Annotated in this window: 20 protein-coding genes; 17 read left to right on the forward strand and 3 right to left on the reverse strand. The window is 40.8% G+C overall.

Going from position 1 to position 20,949, the window contains the following annotated elements:
* The first annotated feature begins 267 nt into the window (after window positions 1-267).
* From udp to tatC, 10 genes are all read left to right on the forward strand, one after another.
* Window positions 268-1,026, forward strand: a complete 759-nt coding sequence (udp, locus tag PR800_RS06910) for a uridine phosphorylase (RefSeq protein WP_042848832.1) — start codon at window positions 268-270, stop codon at window positions 1,024-1,026.
* Window positions 1,027-1,300: 274 nt separating this feature from the next.
* Window positions 1,301-2,083 (forward strand): tyrosine-protein phosphatase, encoded by a 783-nt coding sequence (locus PR800_RS06915; protein WP_096865127.1) that lies wholly within the window; start codon window positions 1,301-1,303, stop codon window positions 2,081-2,083.
* 149 nt (window positions 2,084-2,232) lie between these two features.
* Window positions 2,233-2,763 carry a DedA family protein gene (locus tag PR800_RS06920; protein ID WP_102139085.1) on the forward strand — a complete coding sequence of 177 codons (531 nt, stop codon included), beginning with the start codon at window positions 2,233-2,235 and terminating at the stop codon, window positions 2,761-2,763.
* 107 nt (window positions 2,764-2,870) lie between these two features.
* Window positions 2,871-4,226: a DNA recombination protein RmuC gene (gene rmuC, locus PR800_RS06925; RefSeq protein ID WP_102139084.1), complete on the forward strand. Its 1,356-nt coding sequence runs from the start codon at window positions 2,871-2,873 to the stop codon at window positions 4,224-4,226.
* A 75-nt stretch (window positions 4,227-4,301) separates the two neighbouring features.
* A complete protein-coding gene (ubiE, locus tag PR800_RS06930; RefSeq protein WP_102139083.1) occupies window positions 4,302-5,057 on the forward strand; it encodes a bifunctional demethylmenaquinone methyltransferase/2-methoxy-6-polyprenyl-1,4-benzoquinol methylase UbiE in 756 nt (251 codons plus the stop codon).
* 1 nt (window position 5,058) lies between these two features.
* A complete protein-coding gene (locus PR800_RS06935) occupies window positions 5,059-5,712 on the forward strand; it encodes a ubiquinone biosynthesis accessory factor UbiJ (RefSeq protein ID WP_102139082.1) in 654 nt (217 codons plus the stop codon).
* Entirely contained in the window at window positions 5,699-7,333 is a 1,635-nt protein-coding gene (gene ubiB / locus PR800_RS06940) for a ubiquinone biosynthesis regulatory protein kinase UbiB (RefSeq protein WP_102139081.1), read from the forward strand. Before PR800_RS06935 ends, ubiB begins: the two co-directional genes overlap by 14 nt.
* 114 nt (window positions 7,334-7,447) lie before the next feature.
* Window positions 7,448-7,729, forward strand: coding sequence for a twin-arginine translocase TatA/TatE family subunit (gene tatA, locus PR800_RS06945; RefSeq protein ID WP_102139080.1), 282 nt, complete (start codon window positions 7,448-7,450; stop codon window positions 7,727-7,729).
* 3 nt (window positions 7,730-7,732) lie between these two features.
* On the forward strand, window positions 7,733-8,275 hold the full coding sequence (tatB, locus tag PR800_RS06950; protein ID WP_102139079.1) for a Sec-independent protein translocase protein TatB: 543 nt from the start codon (window positions 7,733-7,735) through the stop codon (window positions 8,273-8,275).
* A 3-nt stretch (window positions 8,276-8,278) separates the two neighbouring features.
* Window positions 8,279-9,046, forward strand: a complete 768-nt coding sequence (gene tatC / locus PR800_RS06955) for a Sec-independent protein translocase subunit TatC (protein ID WP_004260806.1) — start codon at window positions 8,279-8,281, stop codon at window positions 9,044-9,046.
* Window positions 9,047-9,140: 94 nt separating this feature from the next.
* Here the strand turns inward: tatC and rfaH are convergent, their stop codons facing one another.
* Window positions 9,141-9,635, reverse strand: coding sequence for a transcription/translation regulatory transformer protein RfaH (gene rfaH / locus PR800_RS06960; protein WP_102139078.1), 495 nt, complete (start codon window positions 9,633-9,635; stop codon window positions 9,141-9,143).
* Between the two features lie 165 nt (window positions 9,636-9,800).
* Here rfaH and pepE point away from each other — a divergent pair, with 165 nt between their 5' ends.
* The 3 genes from pepE to fre all read left to right on the forward strand — a co-directional run bounded on the left by pepE (window position 9,801) and on the right by fre (window position 12,966).
* A complete protein-coding gene (gene pepE, locus PR800_RS06965; protein WP_166267357.1) occupies window positions 9,801-10,526 on the forward strand; it encodes a dipeptidase PepE in 726 nt (241 codons plus the stop codon).
* Window positions 10,527-10,778: 252 nt separating this feature from the next.
* Window positions 10,779-12,254 carry a 4-hydroxy-3-polyprenylbenzoate decarboxylase gene (ubiD, locus tag PR800_RS06970; protein ID WP_102139076.1) on the forward strand — a complete coding sequence of 492 codons (1,476 nt, stop codon included), beginning with the start codon at window positions 10,779-10,781 and terminating at the stop codon, window positions 12,252-12,254.
* Window positions 12,255-12,264: 10 nt separating this feature from the next.
* Window positions 12,265-12,966: an NAD(P)H-flavin reductase gene (gene fre / locus PR800_RS06975; RefSeq protein WP_166267361.1), complete on the forward strand. Its 702-nt coding sequence runs from the start codon at window positions 12,265-12,267 to the stop codon at window positions 12,964-12,966.
* A gap of 278 nt (window positions 12,967-13,244) precedes the next feature.
* Here fre and fadA read toward each other — a convergent pair whose 3' ends face one another.
* Both fadA and fadB read right to left on the reverse strand, forming a co-directional pair.
* Window positions 13,245-14,411, reverse strand: a complete 1,167-nt coding sequence (gene fadA, locus PR800_RS06980) for an acetyl-CoA C-acyltransferase FadA (protein ID WP_272530460.1) — start codon at window positions 14,409-14,411, stop codon at window positions 13,245-13,247.
* Between the two features lie 4 nt (window positions 14,412-14,415).
* On the reverse strand, window positions 14,416-16,608 hold the full coding sequence (fadB, locus tag PR800_RS06985; RefSeq protein WP_272530462.1) for a fatty acid oxidation complex subunit alpha FadB: 2,193 nt from the start codon (window positions 16,606-16,608) through the stop codon (window positions 14,416-14,418).
* 257 nt (window positions 16,609-16,865) lie between these two features.
* Here fadB and pepQ point away from each other — a divergent pair, with 257 nt between their 5' ends.
* The 4 genes from pepQ to hemG are packed head-to-tail and all read left to right on the forward strand — an operon-like array spanning window position 16,866 to window position 20,879.
* Window positions 16,866-18,200, forward strand: coding sequence for a Xaa-Pro dipeptidase (gene pepQ / locus PR800_RS06990; protein ID WP_102139072.1), 1,335 nt, complete (start codon window positions 16,866-16,868; stop codon window positions 18,198-18,200).
* Window positions 18,200-18,814 carry an IMPACT family protein gene (locus tag PR800_RS06995; RefSeq protein ID WP_102139071.1) on the forward strand — a complete coding sequence of 205 codons (615 nt, stop codon included), beginning with the start codon at window positions 18,200-18,202 and terminating at the stop codon, window positions 18,812-18,814. Before pepQ ends, PR800_RS06995 begins: the two co-directional genes overlap by 1 nt.
* A 28-nt stretch (window positions 18,815-18,842) precedes the next feature.
* A complete protein-coding gene (trkH, locus tag PR800_RS07000) occupies window positions 18,843-20,294 on the forward strand; it encodes a Trk system potassium transporter TrkH (protein ID WP_166267368.1) in 1,452 nt (483 codons plus the stop codon).
* Window positions 20,295-20,354: 60 nt separating this feature from the next.
* Complete coding sequence (hemG, locus tag PR800_RS07005; RefSeq protein ID WP_102139070.1) at window positions 20,355-20,879, forward strand: menaquinone-dependent protoporphyrinogen IX dehydrogenase; 525 nt, start codon at window positions 20,355-20,357, stop codon at window positions 20,877-20,879.
* Window positions 20,880-20,949: the final 70 nt, after the last annotated feature.

Genomic DNA, 20,949 nt, shown 5'->3' on the forward strand with positions numbered 1-20,949 from the left:
CTGCCAAATAATCAAAGCGCCCAGTAATCAGGGGCGCTTTTGTCGTTATGTCAAACTTTCATCTATACTGATGGCAATGGGTGTTAAAGAGAAATAAAATCAATGAACATATGTGATGTAAATCACTAAATAATGAAATCAAACTTTTATTGTTTTCATTAAAGGTGATGTTCATCACTAAAAATTTATCGTTTTCTCGTTATATTACAAATAACGATTAATCAGTATCGACTGATTTAATGATGCCATTGTGTAAAGGAGTTTCAAATGTCCGACGTTTTCCACTTAGGTTTAAAGAAAAGTGACTTACAGGGTGCGACCGTAGCGATTGTTCCTGGGGATCCTAACCGTGTTGAAAAAATTGCACGTCTGATGGATAACCCTGTACACCTTGCGTCATTACGTGAATATACCTCTTGGCGTGGTGAACTTGACGGAAAAGCCGTCATTGTTTGCTCAACGGGTATTGGTGGTCCATCAACATCGATTGCCGTAGAAGAACTGGCACAACTTGGTATCCGTACTTTCTTACGTATTGGTACAACAGGTGCAATTCAAGAAGATATTAATGTCGGTGATGTGTTAGTCACAACGGGGGCTGTACGTTTAGATGGCGCTAGCCAACACTTTGCACCATTAGAATACCCTGCTGTTGCTGATTTTAACTGTACCAATGCGCTTTATGCCGCAGCGAAAGATGCGGGCGCAACCGTTCATGTCGGTGTCACCGCGTCATCAGATACCTTCTACCCCGGTCAAGAGCGTTATGATACCTATACCGGCCGTGTAATGCGTCATTTCAGAGGTTCGATGAAAGAGTGGCAAGACATGGGCGTAATGAACTATGAAATGGAATCAGCCACATTGCTGACTATGTGTTCTAGCAGTAAAGGGTTACGTGCTGGTATGGTTGCGGGGGTTATCGTAAATCGTACCCAACAAGAAATTCCAAATGAAGCGTTACTGAAGAAAACGGAAGGTAACGTATTAAGTATTGTGGTTGAAGCTGCACGCCGCTTACTGTAGTCCGTGATTTACTGGCTCGCTTACTTGGCTTTCACTCGGTTGTGGACAAAAAGTAAGCGGGCTTAGTCCTCTTATATATCCCTTATTTCTCTTTATTTCCTTTATAAATATTACAATTGTTAATTAATTTACAGGAAATATTCTGATCCTCTTATTCGCTAGATCTGTTATTGTCATAAAAACAATTATCAATATTATGTGCCCTTAAATTATTCAGGTTACATTTGTTTTGTTGTTAACTGGAATAAAAGCTGTAGGGCGAAAAGGAATTATTATGTCAACAACACCTTATCTTCATCCTTCTGTTTTGCCTTTAAAAGGCGGTATTAACTTCCGCGATCTCGGTGGTAAAAAACTCGCTAATGGTGGAAAAATCAAGCCTGGAGTCCTGTTCCGTTCCGGTGCGTTAGACCGATTAACACAGGAAGACGAAGCGGTTTTACGTTCACAAAATCTTTTCCAAATCATTGATTATCGTGATGAAGCTGAAATCTTAGATAAGCCTGATGTTATTTGGCAAGGAGCGCATTATGTTCATGCTCCAGCAAATCCGTTAGCTAAAGAAGTCACCGCGAATTTAGATAAACTCACACCAGAAATATTGGAACAGTTTGATCCACAAGCCTTCATGTTTCGTTTATATGAATTATTACCGCTGAACAACCCTGCTTATCACCAATTGGTCAATTTACTCAAGCAGCCAGAAAAAGGCGGGATCGTGCAACACTGTGCGGTAGGAAAAGACCGTACTGGGGTCGGGTCTGCACTCGTATTATTTGCGTTAGGGGCAGATTTAGACACAGTAATGGAAGATTACTTACTGACTAATGAAACACTTGCGCCATACCGCAAGCATTTACTCGAAGAGCATGCAAAAACGATGGACGAAAGCATTGTGAAAAAATTTGAGTATGTCTATTCAGTACGTGAAGACTTCTTGAGAACGGCCCTAAACAGCATTGAAAGCCATTATGGCAATGTTGACCAATGGCTAGAAAAAGATTTTGGCTTAGGAAGGCAACAACGAGAAGCACTGCAAAGTCAGTTTTTGGACTAAGTTTCACTAACTGTAAGATGAGTTGTGGATGATCCATTTTTCTGTATCCACAACTCGGTTTTTCCAAAGGTGTTTTTGCTTTGTTTAACTTTGATTTACCACTTTTTCGCTACAGTATTCTGATTATCCCCTTATGAAAGGAACTGACCGTGACACTCCATGAAATTGTCACCATTGTGACGGACTTTACACGCGAACATGAAGTATGGGCGCTTCCTATTATTTTCTTTTTGGCGTTTGGGGAATCTCTGGCATTTTTATCACTTTTGTTACCCGCCACGGTGATTTTACTCGCACTTGGTGCTTTGATTGGCGAAAGTAATATTGCTTTCTGGCCAATATGGTTAGCGGCCGCACTCGGTGCTTTCTTTGGGGACTGGCTCTCTTATTGGATTGGTTATCATTACAAAGAAAATGTACGTCATATGTGGCCGATTTCTCGTAACCCGCAAATGATTGATAAAGGGCAGCGTTTCTTTGACCGCTGGGGTATCTGGGGCATTTTCTTTGGGCGCTTCTTTGGGCCGTTACGAGCCATTGTTCCCTTGGTTGCTGGGATTTGCGCAATGCCACAACGGCATTTCCAACTCGCCAATATCGCTTCTGCGATGATTTGGGCATTTGGTATTTTAGCGCCAGGGGCACTGGGCCTAAAGTGGTTCGCAAGTTGGATTGGCTAAGCTTGCGAAGCGCTTCGCAAAATTTTCTTTGATAGCTAAATTACCTCTGGACACTTATACAGTATCCCATTACCTTACACTAGACTTTGTAAAGTAAGGATTTAACCGTGGATACCTCTCTTTTATATGCTGTTATTGGGGCGTTGAGTGGCGTTTTAGTTGGTGGTTTAGCCACTTGGTTCTCTATTGCCCAAAAAATTGCGCAAAAAGATCAGGAACTGCAGCAACTCAACCGTCAACTTGCAGCAAGTGACGAAAAAAATATTCACCTTGCGCAATGGAAAGAAGAATATGACAGGCTAGATCAAGAACTGCGTACTCAAAGGGACATCAACCGAGAACAAGAAGCAGAACTTCGCGAGGTCATCACCCGTTTTGAGCAAAACCAGCTAGCAAACGAAGAAAAACAGCGAATTTTACAAAATAGTGAACAACGGCTGACAGCACAATTCGAAAACTTAGCAAATCGTATTTTTGAACAAAATGAGCGCCGTGCATCAGAGCAACAACAGAAAAGCCTATTGGCGATGTTGTCACCTTTTCGTGAGCAATTAGAGGGGTTTCGTCAGCAAGTTCAGCAAAGTTTTGGTGAAGAAGCCAAAGAGCGCCACACTTTAGCCTATGAAATTCGGCAATTACAGCAGCTCAATAATCAAATGACCAAAGAAGCGGTTAACCTGACACGAGCTTTGAAAGGGGATAACAAAATTCAAGGGAACTGGGGCGAAACCATTCTTACCAGAATTCTCGAAGTCTCAGGTTTACGTGAAGGAAGTGAATTTGAAACTCAAGTTAGCATCAATACAAGTTATAATAGCCGTTATCAACCGGATGTGATTATCCATCTTCCTGAAGGTAAAGATGTGGTCGTTGATGCCAAAATGTCGCTAGTTTCTTATGAACATTACTTCAATAGCGAAGACCCACATGAACAGCAACAAGCATTGAAAAACCATGTGGCTTCTATCCGCAATCATATGCGTATGTTGAGTCGTAAAGATTACCACCAGTTACCGGGAATTCGCTCATTGGATTACGTTTTAATGTTTATCCCTATTGAGCCTGCTTATTTACTTGCTTTGAAAGAGGCTCCCGAGTTACTTGATGAAGGAATTAAACAGAATATTATGTTAGTTTGTCCTTCAACATTGTTAGTCGCAGTAAGAACGATTAATAATATATGGCGGTATGAACGCCAAGGGCAAAATGCTCAAGAGATAGCAAACAGAGCAGCGAAAATGTATGACAAGCTGCGTTTGTTTGTTGATGATATGCAAGTTTTAGGCGCCAGTCTTGATAAAGCGAATAATACTTACCTATCGGCAATGAAGCGCCTTGCTCAAGGACGTGGAAATTTAATTAGCCAAGCGGAAAGTTTTAAAGAGCTCGGAGTCGAAATTAAGCAACCTATAGCGCCTCAATTAGTTGAGCGGTCTGATACGCCTAATTGTGCGGAATCTTAGACTTCTGATAGGGTTTTGGCTCAAAGACTGTTACACTTCCTACAAAAGTTTGAATGATAAGCAGGCATAAGAGAAATGACTGAACCAACTAAAGAAACCATTGATTTCGGTTTCCGTACTGTCGGCAAAGAAGATAAAGCTGGCCTAGTAGCGAATGTTTTTCACTCAGTAGCATCAAAATATGACTTAATGAATGATTTAATGTCATTTGGTATCCATCGTATTTGGAAGCGTTTTACCATTGAAGCGAGCGGAGTACGTCGTAATCAGCGAGTACTTGACCTTGCAGGTGGAACAGGTGACTTAACTGCTAAATTTTCACGTTTAGTAGGTGAAAAAGGCGAAGTCATACTTGCAGACATTAATGACTCAATGCTAAAAATGGGGCGTGAGAAATTACGTGACCTTGGCATTGTCGGTAATGTTAATTATGTGCAAGCCAATGCGGAAGAGCTGCCATTCCCTGATAACTATTTTGACTGCATTACTATCTCTTTTGGCCTGCGTAATGTCACTGACAAAGATAAAGCGCTACGCTCTATGTTCCGAGTGTTAAAACCAGGTGGGCGTTTATTGGTATTAGAGTTCTCAAAACCAATTATTGAACCTTTGAATAAAGCTTATGACGCCTATTCATTCCATATACTCCCTCGTATTGGTCAGGCGATCGTTAATGATCCCGATAGCTATCGTTATTTAGCTGAGTCAATCCGCATGCATCCAAACCAAGAAACACTAAAAGGTATGATGGAAAATGCAGGTTTTGAACAAGTGTCGTACACCAATATGACAGGTGGAATTGTCGCATTGCACAAAGGGTTTAAATTCTAAGATGGAAGCACCATCAACACATACCGAAAATCAAAATACAGTTTTGTATTCTTTGATAACAGCATTGATGGAAACCTCTCTTAACCACATGTTGTTTAAAGAAAAAGTTCTACAGCCTGCTAGAATGCGTTTGGCTGGTAAAGTGATGGCGATTGAACTTAAAGAACTGAATAAAACGTTAACACTTGTTTTTGCTGAAAACCATGTTGATGTGTTAAGCCAGTGGGTTGAGCCTGCGGACTGTACCATTAAAACATCCATCTTTACGCTTGTTAAATTGAAAGACAAACAGCAATTAGCTCAACTTATCAATCGCGGTGATATCGTGATTGAAGGGGATATGCAAATTGTGCAGCACTGGTCTTCTTTGCTTGATTTAGCAATTTGGAATCCTGCTCACTATTTATCACCTTATATTGGTGATGTTGCAGCCGAGGGTCTTAGTAAGCTACTGAATAAAGGCGCGTGCCTTGCATCTCATTTAGTAAAACGGCAAAAAACGTATATCAAAGACGCAATAGTTGAAGAATGGAAAATGGCTCCTAGCCAACTTGAGCTAGCTCATTTTAGTGATGGAGTTGAGCAAATAGAAAATTCATTGAGTGCGCTTGAACAACGGTTAAGCCAGTTGGAGGAGAAGAATGACACCCGGTGAAATAAAACGACTTTACTTCATTATTCGGGTTTTTCTCTCTTACGGATTAGATGAGTTAATCCCCAAAATTAAACTAACGTTACCATTAAGAATTGGTCGCTTAGGTTTCTTTTGGATCAGAAATAAGCATAAAGACAAAGCATTGGGTGAAAGGCTTCGTCTCGCCCTACAAGAACTTGGGCCCGTTTGGATCAAATTTGGCCAAATGCTATCGACTCGTCGAGATCTTTTCCCTCCAGCAATCGCAGATCAACTTTCGTTATTGCAAGACAAAGTCGCGAGTTTTGATGGCAAACTGGCACGAAGCTATATTGAAGAGTCTCTCGAAGGGCCACTAGAACAGTGGTTTGATGATTTTGATGAGCAAGCTTTAGCGTCTGCGTCCATCGCTCAGGTTCATACCGCAACATTAAAAGAAAATGGCAAAGATGTTGTCATCAAGGTGATCCGCCCTGATATTTTGCCAATTATTAAAGCTGACATTAAATTAATGTACCGCATTGCAAATTGGGTTCCTTTGTTGCCAGATGGGCGGCGATTAAGGCCAAAGGAAGTCGTGCGTGAATACGAAAAAACATTGATTGATGAGCTGAATTTACTCCGTGAATCAGCAAATGCCATTCAGCTTCGTCGTAATTTTGAAAACAGCGCCATGCTGTATGTGCCAGAGGTCTATCCAGATTATTGTCGTGAAAACGTGATGGTCATGGAACGTATCTACGGGATCCCAGTTTCTGATATTGCTGCGCTTAAAGCGCAGGGAACCAATATGAAACTGCTGGCAGAACGTGGTGTTAAAGTCTTCTTCACACAGGTTTTCCGTGACAGCTTTTTCCATGCAGATATGCATCCAGGCAATATCTTTGTTAGTTACGATCATCCAGAAGATCCTCAATACATAGGGATAGACTGTGGAATAGTCGGTTCATTAAACAAAGAAGATAAACGCTATTTGGCAGAAAACTTCATTGCTTTTTTTAATCGTGATTACCGCAAAGTTGCAGAATTGCACGTTGACTCGGGCTGGGTTCCTTCAGACACAAATGTGGAAGACTTTGAGTTTGCTATTCGTACAGTATGTGAACCTATTTTTGAAAAACCATTGGCTGAAATTTCATTTGGGCAAGTATTATTAAATTTATTTAATACAGCACGCCGTTTTAACATGGAAGTTCAGCCACAGTTAGTCTTATTACAAAAAACACTGCTGTATGTAGAAGGGCTAGGACGGCAGCTCTACCCTCAGCTTGACCTATGGAAAACAGCCAAACCATTCCTTGAGGACTGGGTTCATAGCCAAGTAGGGATACCTGCAATCACTCAAGCATTAAAAGAAAAGGCGCCTTATTGGGCAGAAAAAATGCCTGAGATTCCTGATTTGATATATGGTGCTTTGAGGCAGCATAAATACTTACAGTCGAATATTGACCAATTAACACAACAATTGAAAAATCAGCGTAATAAACAGCGTAAGTCGCAATTCCTCCTAGGGATCGGGGCGACATTTGTCTTATGTGGTAGCTTATTTTTTATTTCTGACTTAAAGCAGCTAGCCGTGGTATTTATGGCCGCAGGCGCCTTGTCTTGGCTGTTCGGTTGGTGTAAAACAGACGAAAATTAAGTAAACTTTGTTTTGCGACAAGTTTATAAGGCTGTGAACATTTCCGTATTTTGTGTTGGTTGTATATAATAGATCTCATAACATTGATCCCAAAACTATATAGAGGTATTAACAATGGAATCAACTTTTGCAATGGCTGCTTTCGGTAGTCCTTGGCAACTCATTATCATTGCTTTACTTATTATTTTGATTTTCGGCACCAAGAAATTACGTTCTTTAGGTTCTGATTTAGGTGAATCACTCAAAGGCTTTAAAAAAGCGATGAGCGATGATGAAAAAGCAAAAGCAGAACAAGAAAAGCAAGATGCTGACTTCGCACCTAAAAATATTACGGAACAACAGGCTGCTGAGAAGAAAGAAAGCCCAGTTGAGAGCAAAAATAAAGAGCAGGGTTAAACCGTGTTTGACATAGGTTTTAGTGAACTGTTGCTTATTGCAGTTATTGGTCTCGTTGTATTAGGCCCTGAGCGATTACCAGTGGCAGTGAGAACTGTCGCTGGGTGGATCCGTGCGATGCGTTCTATGGCTGCAAATGTACAAAATGAGTTAACGCAAGAGTTAAAATTGCAGGAACTACAGGACACGCTGAAAAAGGTTGAAGAAAAGGCTAATTTAGAAGCACTTTCTCCTGAACTTAAGCAGTCCATGGAAGAATTGCGTACAGCTGCACAATCGCTTAAAAGCGGCTACCAAGAGACAACCAATGATATTGAAACAGAGTTAAACAAAGCAAAAGAGATCACTGACAGTTACGATAGTGCTGTAAAGGAAGCGAAAGATAATACTCAGCAACCTGAGGAGTCTGATCCAAACCCTGAACATGCAGCGAAAATGGCTGCCGTTGTTGAGGATGAAAAACCGGAAGATTCAACAGCTGTAAAAACAGTAGGATCACTCGAAGCTAACGTAAAAAACTCTAATCAAACTGAAAGTGAAAAATAACACATGGCTGTAAATGATACACAACCACTTATTAGCCACCTCATTGAACTTCGCAAACGGCTGCTAAACTGTTTAATTACAGTTTTAATTGTTTTTGCTGCCCTTGCTTATTTTTCAAATGATATCTATCGGCTGGTAGCAGCCCCTTTGATTGATAAGCTGCCAGTAGGTTCGCAAATGAGTGCGACGGATGTGGCGTCAACATTCTTTACCCCAATTAAATTGACAATGATGGTATCGGTTTTTGTATCGATCCCAGTTATTCTCTATCAAATTTGGGCTTTTATTGCGCCCGCCTTATACAAGCATGAACGCAAACTCATGTTGCCTTTGCTTGTTTCAAGTAGCTTCTTGTTTTATTTGGGAATGGCATTTGCCTACTTCGTTGTTTTTCCGCTCGCATTTGGTTTCTTTGTTAAAACGACCCCGGATAGCGTCAACTTTATTCCTGATATCAGTAAATACCTTAGCTTTGTCATGACATTATTCATGGCTTTCGGTGCAGCATTTGAAGTACCTATTGCAATTATTTTACTGTGTTGGACTGGTGTGACTACACCGGAATCACTGAAACGTAAACGTCCTTATATTTTAGTCGGGGCATTTATTGTTGGGATGTTTTTAACACCGCCAGATGTACTCTCTCAAACTTTACTTGCTGTTCCAATGTATTTGCTTTTTGAACTCGGTGTCTTGCTATCCAATTTCTATGTTGGCAAAGGCAGAAATCGACAAGAAGGGGCAGAGGAAGAAGAAAAAGAAGAGTCCTGATTTGCATCAAATAGCTGTTATTTGTAATGTACAATGACAAAAAAGCCCTCTAAAGAGGGCTTTTTATTGCTTGAAACATTATTGCTTGAAACATTCAATCTGTATTTTTTTTAAACTGTGTGTTATCAACTACTTTTGGTACGCTTTTATTTAAAATATTCAGTAAAAGAATAGAACGATATTCACCATTAGGCTCATCAAAAATAGCTTGTACACCCGCAAAAATACCTTCCGTAATTGTAACCTGATCACCATGCTTTGGCATATCTGGCGCAACGGTATAACTAATGGGAGTTTGTTGTAGAAGCTCAATAATTTTTTCGGGGACTTCCACTGGCAATTGGCCAAAACGAATAAAATGGCTGACCCCTCTTGTTGATTGTACTGTTGTTGTATGAATTTCGTTGTGATCAAATTTCACAAATAAGTAATTTGGGAACAGCGCTTCTTGCACAGTCGTTCTTTTCCCTCTAACCACTTTTTCCATTTCAGTCATGGGCGTCATACAAATAACATTCTGTCGGTTTAAATGCTCCATAGCACGCTCAATTTGCCCTCGTTTGCAGTAAAGCAAATACCATTTTTCCATTTTTTTGAATTCCATCTGACAAAACTATGTTTATGATAACAAATTACGACATAACAATGTGACTAATGAATAATGGCACCATATTATTGATACTCTTAGGTCTATATTAATCCAATATATTCTTATGATAACTGTAGTGCAAAAACTAAATCAGTAGGAGACATAATGGATATCTTTTTGTTGAGTAATGGTAAGCTACCAGGCAACCCTGTATGGCTTAGCTACGCCTTACCTCGAATCAAAGAAATGATTGCTCGTAAGAACATAAAGTCAGCAGTTTTGGTTCCTTATGCGGTTCTTCGAGGTTCACATGATGAGAGAGCTGAACAACTTTCGGAAGCGTTGGGAATAAAAGTTACGACAATTGAGCACTTTTCTAGCCCTGTAGAAGCGATTGAGCAGGCTGAATGTATTCTTGTCAGTGGTGGTAATACTTGGTGGCTGAATAAATGCCTACATGAGAATGGGTTGATCGTTGCTATTCAACGTGCGGTTCGTGAGCGTGGTGTACCATATATCGGCTGGAGTGCGGGATGTAATGTAGCGACGCCAAGTATTCGTACTACGAATGATATGCCTGTTAGTAACGCCGTAATTATGCCATCTCTGGGGCTATTTCCATTACAAATTAATCCTCACTATATTGATGCTCACATCTCTGGTCATATGGGAGAAACTCGTGATGAGCGATTACAAGAGTTTTGTGTGATTAACCCGCACGAAGTTGTTGTTGCGCTCAGGGAGGGAAGTGGGTTACAAATTAAAGGTAATGAACTTCATTATTTCAGCGGAAAAGATGAAGGTTTTAAACTATTTCAGCATAATAAAACATTCTCAGAACAATTTAATACATTACTATTAGAAAAATTAGTCCCTTTTGATTGCCAGTAAAATGGTATACTAAGCCAGAAAAAGATTGATTTTAAAGTGTTTTATACTCCAAATAATTCGAGCTACAGGTAGGTGATAAAGGAAGATTGGCGGGGCACATAGATAAACTATGTGACTCGGCTAGCTGAGAGTAGTCACTTATACTTCAACGAAAAGCGCTGTAACTTGAAGGATTAAGGAGATAGGCTGTAACTTGTAACCTTGGCCGGACGTCTTATAATGAGACTCCCTCTGTAACAGTAAAAGAAGATAATGAAATACCGTGACCTTAGAGATTTCATCTCGCAACTTGAAAAACAAGGCGAGTTAAAACGTATTACAATGGAAGTCGATCCCTATTTGGAAATGACCGAAATTGCAGATCGCACACTAAGAGCAGGGGGACCGGCCCTATTATTTGAAAATCCCAAAGGCTACAACATGCCTGTCTTGTGTAACCTGTTTGGCACAACTAAACGCGTTGCGATGGGAATGGGGCAAGAGGACATAAAAGCTTTACATGATGTAGGCAAATTACTCGCTTTTCTGAAAGAGCCCGATCCTCCGAAAGGCTTTCGTGACCTTTTCGATAAACTACCAAAATTCAAGCAAGTGCTGAACATGCCTGCAAAACGGCTAAGTTCTGCGCCTTGTCAGGAACAAATTTGGGCCGGTGAAGACGTTGATCTGACAAAAATCCCAGTTATGCATTGTTGGCCAGAAGATGCTGCACCTTTAATTACGTGGGGGTTGACAGTCACTAAGGGCCCACATAAAGAAAGGCAAAATTTAGGTATTTATCGCCAGCAAGTTCTTGGAAAAAATAAAGTCATTATGCGTTGGCTATCTCATCGCGGTGGCGCTTTGGATTTTCAAGAGTGGTGCCAAGCTCATCCAGGCGAAAAATTTCCTGTTGCAGTCGCTCTTGGCGCAGATCCCGCAACCATTTTAGGTGCGGTAACACCAGTCCCTGACACATTATCTGAATATGCTTTTGCGGGGTTATTGCGTGGCAATAAAACCGAGGTTGTTAAATGCATATCGAATGACCTTGAAGTTCCCGCTGGCGCTGAAATTATTCTAGAAGGGTATATTGAGCCGGGCGAAATGGCCCCTGAAGGCCCTTATGGTGACCATACAGGATATTATAATGAAATCGATAATTTCCCTGTATTTACCGTAACTCATGTGACTCAGCGTCGCGATGCAATTTATCACTCAACCTATACAGGAAGGCCACCCGATGAGCCTGCAGTATTAGGGGAGGCGTTAAACGAGGTCCTTGTCCCTATTCTTCAAAAGCAATTCCCTGAAATTGTTGATTTTTATCTTCCTCCAGAAGGGTGCTCGTATCGTCTTGCCGTTGTGACAATGAAAAAACAATATGCAGGACATGCCAAAAGGGTCATGATGGGGGTCTGGTCATACCTGCGCCAATTCATGTACACTAAATTTGTTATTGTTTGTGATGATGATATTAATGCACGGGACTGGAAAGATGTTATCTGGGCAATTACCACTCGGATGGACCCTGCCCGTGACACAGTGATGATGGAAAACACACCAATAGATTATCTCGACTTCGCTTCTCCTGTCTCAGGGTTAGGTTCAAAAATGGGACTTGATGCTACCAATAAATGGCCTGGTGAGACAGATCGTGAGTGGGGGCGTCCTATCGTAATGACAGAGAGTGTTAAATCTCGCATTGATGATATTTGGGAACAATTAAATATTTTTGATAAAAAATAAGAGGGAAACCATGGCAACTTTAAGCTGTAAAGTAACATCTGTTGAATCTATCACGGATACGGTTTATCGGGTGATTTTGTTGCCAGATGGTCCTTTTCATTTTAAAGCAGGCCAATATTTAATGGTCGTGATGGATGAGCGTGACAAACGACCATTTTCAATGGCTTCTACTCCAAATAATAAAGAAACTATCGAATTACATATTGGTGCTTCTGAGATTAATTTATACGCAATGGCTGTAATGGATCGAATTCTGGATCAGAAACGTATAAATATTGACATTCCTCACGGTAAAGCTTGGTTTCGGGAAAATAGCAGTAACGCAATGATTTTAATTGCAGGTGGAACAGGTTTTTCCTATACCCACTCAGTATTGCTTGCGGCGTTAGCTGAAAACCCAAATCGTGACATAACTTTCTATTGGGGCGGTCGTCAATTGGAGCACTTATACGATCTTGGTGAATTGCAGGCCCTCAGTGAAAACTATCCTAATTTAAAGATCACCCCTGTTGTTGAGCAACCAGACGAACTATGGCGAGGTAGAACAGGAACAGTCCTGAGCGCAGTATTAGAAGATTTTGGCGATTTGTCCAGTCATGATATCTATATTGCAGGTCGTTTTGAAATGGCGAAAATAGCGAGAGAACGGTTTTGTAATGAGCGCGGAGCTAAATCGGAGCAGTTATTCGGTGATGCTTACGAATTCATTTAACCCGTCATATTTCAAATTGTAGGGGGGGGGCTTCACTCATTCGCTCTAGTTACATACTTTTGTATGCTCCTAGGGTCTCATTTGCTTGCCGCCTACCGATAACCCGAACTATGAGGGTTAAGTTTGTTGTGGTTATTTGGGCAAAAAAAGGCAAAAAAAACCCGCCCCTGACTAGGCGGGAACATCGACAAAATACAATGTTTGCGAAAACTAAAACTAAAACTAAAACTAAAACTAAAACTAAAACTAAAACTAAAACTAAAACTAAAACTAAATTGTTAAACTCGTTCAATAATTGTGGCTATACCTTGGCCGAACCCGATGCACATGGTGGCTAAACCAAATTGTTTATCGTTTTGTTCTAAATGATTAAGCAAAGCTGTTGAAATTCTTGCTCCTGAACAACCCAAAGGATGGCCAAGTGCAATAGCCCCTCCGCTGAGATTTACTTTATCATCTAATTGGTTTTCTGATAGCTTCAAGCCTTTTAGACAGGCAATAGATTGCGCCGCAAAAGCTTCGTTTAATTCAATAATATCAATATCATTTAAAGTTAGTCCTGCGCGTTTCAATGCGAGTTCACTTGCTGGCACAGGCCCAAATCCCATGATTGATGGGTCACAGCCAACAACGGCCATTGCGCGTATTTTGGCTCGTGGCTTAATTCCTTGCTGCGTGGCATAACTTTCGCTAGTCAGTAACATCGCAGAAGCACCATCAGACAGAGCAGATGAATTACCTGCGGTTACCGTTCCACTAGCAGGGTCAAAAGCGGGGCGAAGAGCGGCTAAACCTTGGAGATTTGCATCAAAACGAATCACTTCATCATAATTGACTGAAATGAGGTTACCTGTGGCATCATGGCCACTAATTGGGACGATTTCGTTATTGAACTTCCCTTTTTCCGTCGCTAAGGCAGCAAGTTGGTGAGACCGTAACGCAAACGCATCTTGCTCTTCTCGGCTAATCTTATACATTTTGGCAAGCATTTCAGCGGTTAGACCCATAGCGCCTGCGGCTTTAGCAACGTGTAAAGTCAGCTTAGGGTTGAAATCTATACCATGAGTCATTGGTACGTGGCCCATATGCTCCACCCCACCAATGAGTACAGATTTTGCATCACCCGTCATAATTAACCGACTCGCATCATGTATTGCTTGCATTGATGAACCACAAAGGCGATTTACTGTAACTGCTGGAACTGTATGAGGAATATCCGTGAGCAATGCTGCATTTTTAGCAACATTAAACCCTTGTTCCAGTGTTTGCTGAACACAACCCCAGATAATGTCATCCAATTCTTTTTTACTTGCGTTTGGATTACGTTCAAAAATTGCATTCATGAGGTGTGCAGAAAGGTCTTCAGCTCTAACATGGCGAAATACCCCACCTTTTGAACGGCCCATTGGTGTACGTATTCCATCAATAATGACGACATTTTCCATAAAATTAACCTCTCGCAACTTTTTTGACATCAATCGCCACGACAGGTGGCTGTGGGTAATATCTTGCATTGGTAGCCGCTTTTTCTTTTAAGCCACTAGGCGCGTGATATAGCGGGCTTAAGTGCTGCAAAGATTCCGTCGTTTTCAAGTAAGACTGGCTACCTAAGGTATCTAAATAGCAGAACACTCCCCCTCTAAATGGTGGAAAACCTAAACCATAAACTAAAGCAATATCTGCATCTGAAGGGCTTTGAATGATACCTTCCTCTAAGCAACGAACAACTTCGTTAATCATGGGAGCCATCATTCGAGCAATAATTTCTTCTTTGGTGAAAGTGCGCTTTGTTGGGCAAATAGTAGCAAGTAATTCATCAGTCCGAGGGTCATCAATTTTTTTCGGTTTCCCTTTTTTATCTTTTTCATATTGATAAAACCCTTGGCCATTCTTTTGGCCAAATCGTTGTTGTTCATACATTACATCGATGGCATTTTTTCCTTTTTTCCCCATCCTTTCAGGAAAACCTTGGGCCATAACTTGTTCCGCATGAAAAGCGGTATCAATACCAACGACATCAAGGAGATAAGCTGGCCCCATTGGCCAGCCAAACTCTTTTTCCATGACTTTATCTATTTCTCTAAAGTCAGCTCCATCTTGTAGCAGCAAATTAAAGCCTGCAAAATAAGGAAAAAGTACTCGGTTAACAAAGAAGCCAGGGCAATCATTGACAACAATAGGGGTTTTACCCATTTTATTGGCGTAGGCAACAACCTTAGCAACCGTGTTATCAGAAGTTTGTTCTCCTCGGATAATTTCGACTAATGGCATCCGATGCACTGGGTTAAAAAAGTGCATGCCGCAGAAATTTTCTGGGCGTTTTAGTGATTTTGCGAGGGTTGAAATTGGAATCGTTGAAGTATTTGAAGCCAGTATGGTTTCTGTTGTTACTAAGGATTCAACTTCAGATAATACAGCAGCTTTGACTTTCGGGTTCTCAACAACGGCTTCTACGACGATTTGGCTATTTTCCACCCCGTTGTAAGATAATGAGGGATGAATTGATGATAAGGTTGCTGCCATTTTCGCAGCTGTAATTTTTCCACGCTCAAACTGATTATTTAATAGCTTTTGCGCTTCTTCAATCCCTAAGTCTAATGACTTAACATTAATATCCTTCATTAAGACTGGCACGCCTTTACTGGCTGATTGATAAGCAATGCCACCGCCCATAATCCCTGCACCTAATACTGTAGCATGTGTTGGAATATCAACATGTTGTGCGACTTTTTTACTGTTTGATTTAACTTGTTGGTCATTTAGAAAAATATTCACTAAAGCACGTGCAACATCACTATGCGCTAGAGGAACAAATGCAGCTGTTTCATGCTTCAATGCCTCATCACGAGTGCAATTTGCTGCTTTTTCTATCGTATTCACAGCAGCCATAGGGGCTGGATAGTGTTTGCCAGCAACGTTGTACACCATCCCCTTAGCGACATTGAAACTCATCGTTTGCTCAATAGGTTTCAATTGTAGAGGACTAAGTTTAGGTTGGCGTTTCTTCTGCCAATTGAAGGCCCCGGTGATTGCAGATTCAATAACTTGCAGCGCTGAGTGTGCGAGAGCTTCTGTACTAACAATCGCGTCAATAAGGCCAAGTTTTAAAGCTTGAGAGGCATCGACATCTTTACCTGCAGTAATAATTTCTAATGCGCTATCTAAACCAATTAATCGAGGTAGACGAACAGACCCACCAAATCCAGGCATGATCCCAAGTTTTGTTTCAGGAAGCCCAATTCGAGCATCAGGTGAAGCGATGCGAAAATCAGTGGATAAAACACATTCACAGCCACCACCTAATGCATAGCCATTAATGGCACAAATCGTTGGAACAGGCAGGTCTTCAATGCGATTAAAAATACTGTTAGCGTAGTGCAACCAATCACTTAGCGTTTCTTTTGATGCTTCAAAGAGTGAAAGAAACTCTTTGATATCAGCACCAACAATAAAAGCGGATTTATCAGAGCGGAAAATTACACCTTGCAGCTCGGTTTGTTGCTCAAGAACAGACACGGCTTCATCAAGTGAAGCAACGGTGTGGGTATCCAATTTGTTAATTGGCCCTGGTGAGTTAAAAACCAGTTCTGCAATCCCTTGTTTCAACCATTGAATATAGATAGTGTCACTTTGATAAAGCATTCTGCTCTCCTCTACGTGGTAGTGTTATCTGGTACGACCAGATGAGTTGAGTGTGACTAGAATGTTAATTAATTGCAAACTTTTAATAACAAAAATGGAAGGTTGGTCACAGCAATTAAGTGAAATAATTAATGTTTTAAATGATAAATTAATTATATATCAATTAATTAGTGCGGGTTTGCAACAGAGCGCATATCCGTTAATAACAGAACGTGGTAAGCTTAATTTTTCTAATTAATGCTGAAAGGTTGAAGGAAATGGAAAAACTGACTGCACTTTACGCTGAACATATTAAAACGTTACAAAACAGAACTCAGCAAGTTTTACAGCGCAGCAAATTAGATGCCATATTGATTCATTCAGGTGAACCCCTACGCATCTTTCTTGATGATAGCGACTATCCGTTTAAAGTTAACCCTCATTTTAAAGCGTGGGTACCTGTCACCGATGTTCCACATTCATGGCTATTAGTTGATGGCGTAAATAAACCTAAACTATGGTTTTATTCCCCTGTTGACTATTGGCATAGTGTTGAGCCACTTCCGAACAGTTTTTGGACTAAAGATATTGAATTAATTCATTTAAAAAATGCGGATGACATTAAAACCTTCCTAACAAGTCTACCGAAAGAAAATGTGGCTTATATTGGTTCGGCAACAGCAAAAGCTGAGTCGTTAGGGATTTCGCTACATAATATCAATCCCAAACCTGTTTTAGATTACTATCATTATCATCGTTCTTATAAAACCGATTATGAACTTTACTGCATGCGTGAAGCGCAAAAAATGGCAGTAAATGGGCACCTTGCCGCTCTCGAAGCATTCCGTGCAGGTATGAGTGAGTTTGATATTAATATTAGTTATTTACAATCAACTGGGCATCGAGATACCAATGTCCCTTATGGTAACATTGTTGCGCTGAACGAAAACGCAGCGGTATTGCATTACACTAAGCTACAGCAAACTGTGCCGAATGAATTGCGTAGCTTCCTTATTGATGCAGGAGCTGAATATAACGGTTATGCTGCTGATATTACGAGAACTTATGCGGCAAAAGGGAAGGATGAATTTGCTGAATTAGTTGCGGATGTCAATACAGAACAGCTCGCTTTAATTGATACAATCAAGGCGGGTGTACGCTATACAGACTATCATGTAGATATGCATCATAGGATTGCTAAAATACTGATTAAACATGATATTATTAAAGGTATTAGCGAAGAGTCAATGGTGGAAAGTGGCTTGACAACGCCATTTTTGCCTCATGGTTTAGGGCACCCGCTTGGGTTACAAGTTCATGATGCTGCTGGCTTTATGCAAGATGACAGCGGTACACATCTTGCGGCTCCTAAAATGTATCCATTCTTACGATGTACTCGTGTTTTAGAACCTAAAATGGTGTTAACTATTGAACCTGGGCTCTACTTCATTGAATCTCTATTATCTGAATGGCGAAATGGGGAGTTTAGCCAGTATTTTAATTGGGATAAAATTGAGTTTTTCAAACCTTACGGTGGGATCCGTATTGAAGACAATATCGTGATCCACGCAAATCGTATTGAAAATATGACTCGAGACTTACATTTACGTTAATGAAACCTTATTTAATACCGGCTGAAACTATTTCTTTTACAGAAGAGATCAAAAAAAGCCAATTTATTACGTATTTAGCTCATACAGATGGTATTGACGCGGCAAAAGATTATATTCAATCAATTAAAGCTCAATACCCAGATGCCCGGCACCATTGCTGGGCATTTGTCGCTGGTCGGCCTGATGATTCACAAAAGTTGGGGTTCTCTGATGACGGAGAACCAACTGGAACAGCAGGAAAACCCATTATGGCGCAACTATTAGGTAGCAACCTAGGGGAGGTTACCTGTGTTGTTGTGCGTTATTTTGGTGGGATAAAACTGGGAACGGGTGGGCTCGTTAAAGCCTATGGAAATGGTGTCCAGCAAGCATTAAGAATATTACCGACAAAGACAAAAGTACCACAAAAAATCTTTAATTTAGTGTGTGACTATTCGTTGATTAATGCGATTGAACAACTCCTTGCTCAGGTGAATGGCACGGTTTTGCACAGTGATTATAATGAAACTGTCTCTTTACAAATTGCAATTCCTGCTACTCTTGAGCAGGAGGTCAATGATAAATTACGCGATATAAGTCGTGGGGCCTTAGCGCTCACGCCAGAATCGGAATAGTAAACAGTTTTATCAAGGAACCTGCCGAATGCATTTTCGTGCAATAACCCGCATAGTCGGGCTGCTTGTCATTATCTTTTCTTTTACCATGGTTATTCCTGGTATTGTTGCGCTAATTTATCGTGATGGTGCAGGTCGAGCTTTTAGCCAGACTTTTGTTACTGCTTTGCTAATTGGCCTTTTTCTGTGGCTACCAACCCGCAATAGCCGGCACGAACTTAAAGCAAAAGAAGGTTTCCTTATTGTTGTTTTATTTTGGACAGTGCTGGGAAGCGTTGGGGCATTACCTTTTATTTTTTCTGAAAGGCCTAACCTTTCGGTTACAGATGCTTTTTTTGAATCGTTTTCAGGCTTGACTACCACTGGTGCGACAACGCTGACAGGGCTTGATTCCTTGCCCAAAGCTATTTTGTTTTATCGGCAGATGCTTCAATGGCTTGGGGGGATGGGGATAATTGTGCTCGCTGTTGCAATCTTACCGCTTTTGGGCGTTGGGGGAATGCAGTTATACCGCGCAGAAATGCCGGGTCCTTTGAAAGACAATAAAATGCGGCCTCGCATTGCAGAAACGGCAAAAACATTATGGCTAATCTATGTACTGCTCACAATTGCTTGTGCAGTTGCTTTATGGATAGCAGGAATGGATGTTTTTGATGCTATTTCCCACAGCTTTTCGACTATCGCTATTGGCGGGTTTTCAACTCATGATGCCAGTATTGGTTATTTCAATAGTCCTGCGATTAACACTATCATAGGTATTTTCCTGATTATCTCTGGTTGTAACTTCGGTTTACACTTTGCAGTACTAACTGGACGTAGTTTAGGGATTTATTGGCGCGATCCCGAATTTAGAATGTTCATCAGCTTCCAATTTGTCTTAGTGGTGATTTGTACTTTAATACTTATGTACCATTCGGTTTATGGCAGCTTCGGGCAAACGCTTGATCAGGCATTCTTCCAAGTTGTGTCAATGGCGACAACGGCAGGATTTACGACAGACAGTTTTTCTGGTTGGCCTCTTTTCTTACCCATGCTTCTATTATGTGCTGCATTTGTTGGTGGATGTGCAGGTTCAACAGGGGGCGGATTAAAAGTTATTCGTATCTTATTGCTTTTCTTGCAAGGCTCGCGTGAATTAAAGCGCTTAGTTCACCCAAATGCGGTCTACACAATCAAACTGGGGCAGCGTGCATTGCCTGAAAGGATCATCGAAGCGGTCTGGGGGTTCTTCTCTGCCTATGCACTTGTTTTTGTCGTCAGCTTATTATTGCTGATCGCAACAGGTGTTGATGAGTTTTCTGCATTCTCAGCAATAGCGACCACACTCAATAACTTGGGGCCAGGTCTTGGGACTGTTGCAGATAACTTTACGTCAATGAATCCAGCCGGTAAATGGATTCTAGTGGTGACTATGTTATTTGGGCGTTTGGAAGTGTTTACTTTATTAGTGCTACTGACTCCAACTTTCTGGCGTGAATAATTGAGTGCAATCTATATATAAGACTATCTATATAGAAATGATAATAATCTAGGAACAATAATGAGCTATTTACTTTTACACTCCAGTACGGATGGGCAAACAAAAAAAATTATTTTAAAAATGGCGGAACAGCTGAGAGGCTTAGGTCGTGAATGTGATATTCGTGATTTAAATACTGACCAACAGCTTAATTTATCAGGCTACGATAAAGTATTAGTAGGGGCATCTATTCGTTACGGGCATTTCAATAAAAAACTACAACGCTTTGTGATCTCCCATCAAAATCAATTGAATTCAATGAAGACCGGTTTTTTTGCTGTAAATTTAACGGCAAGGAAAGAAGGTAAGAATACGGTTGAAACTAACGCATATACGCGAAAGTTTTTAGAAGCGTGTCCTTGGAAGCCAACATTGAAGTCTGTTTTTGCCGGAGCGCTGTTTTATCCGCGTTATAAATGGTTTGATAGAATGATGATCCGCCTAATCATGAAAATGACAGATGGCCCAACCGACCCAAAAACAGAGATTGAGTATACTAACTGGGAAAAGGTTGCCGAATTCGCAACTGAATTTGATGGTTTATAGGTCTTAATTTCAACAAAATGTAGTTATTTTATGTTTTTTGTTTAATAAATCATCGCTTGGTGAAATAAAT

Origin of the sequence: Providencia sp. PROV205 (assembly GCF_028479505.1) — a bacterium.
GTDB classification, from domain to species: domain Bacteria; phylum Pseudomonadota; class Gammaproteobacteria; order Enterobacterales; family Enterobacteriaceae; genus Providencia; species Providencia huaxiensis.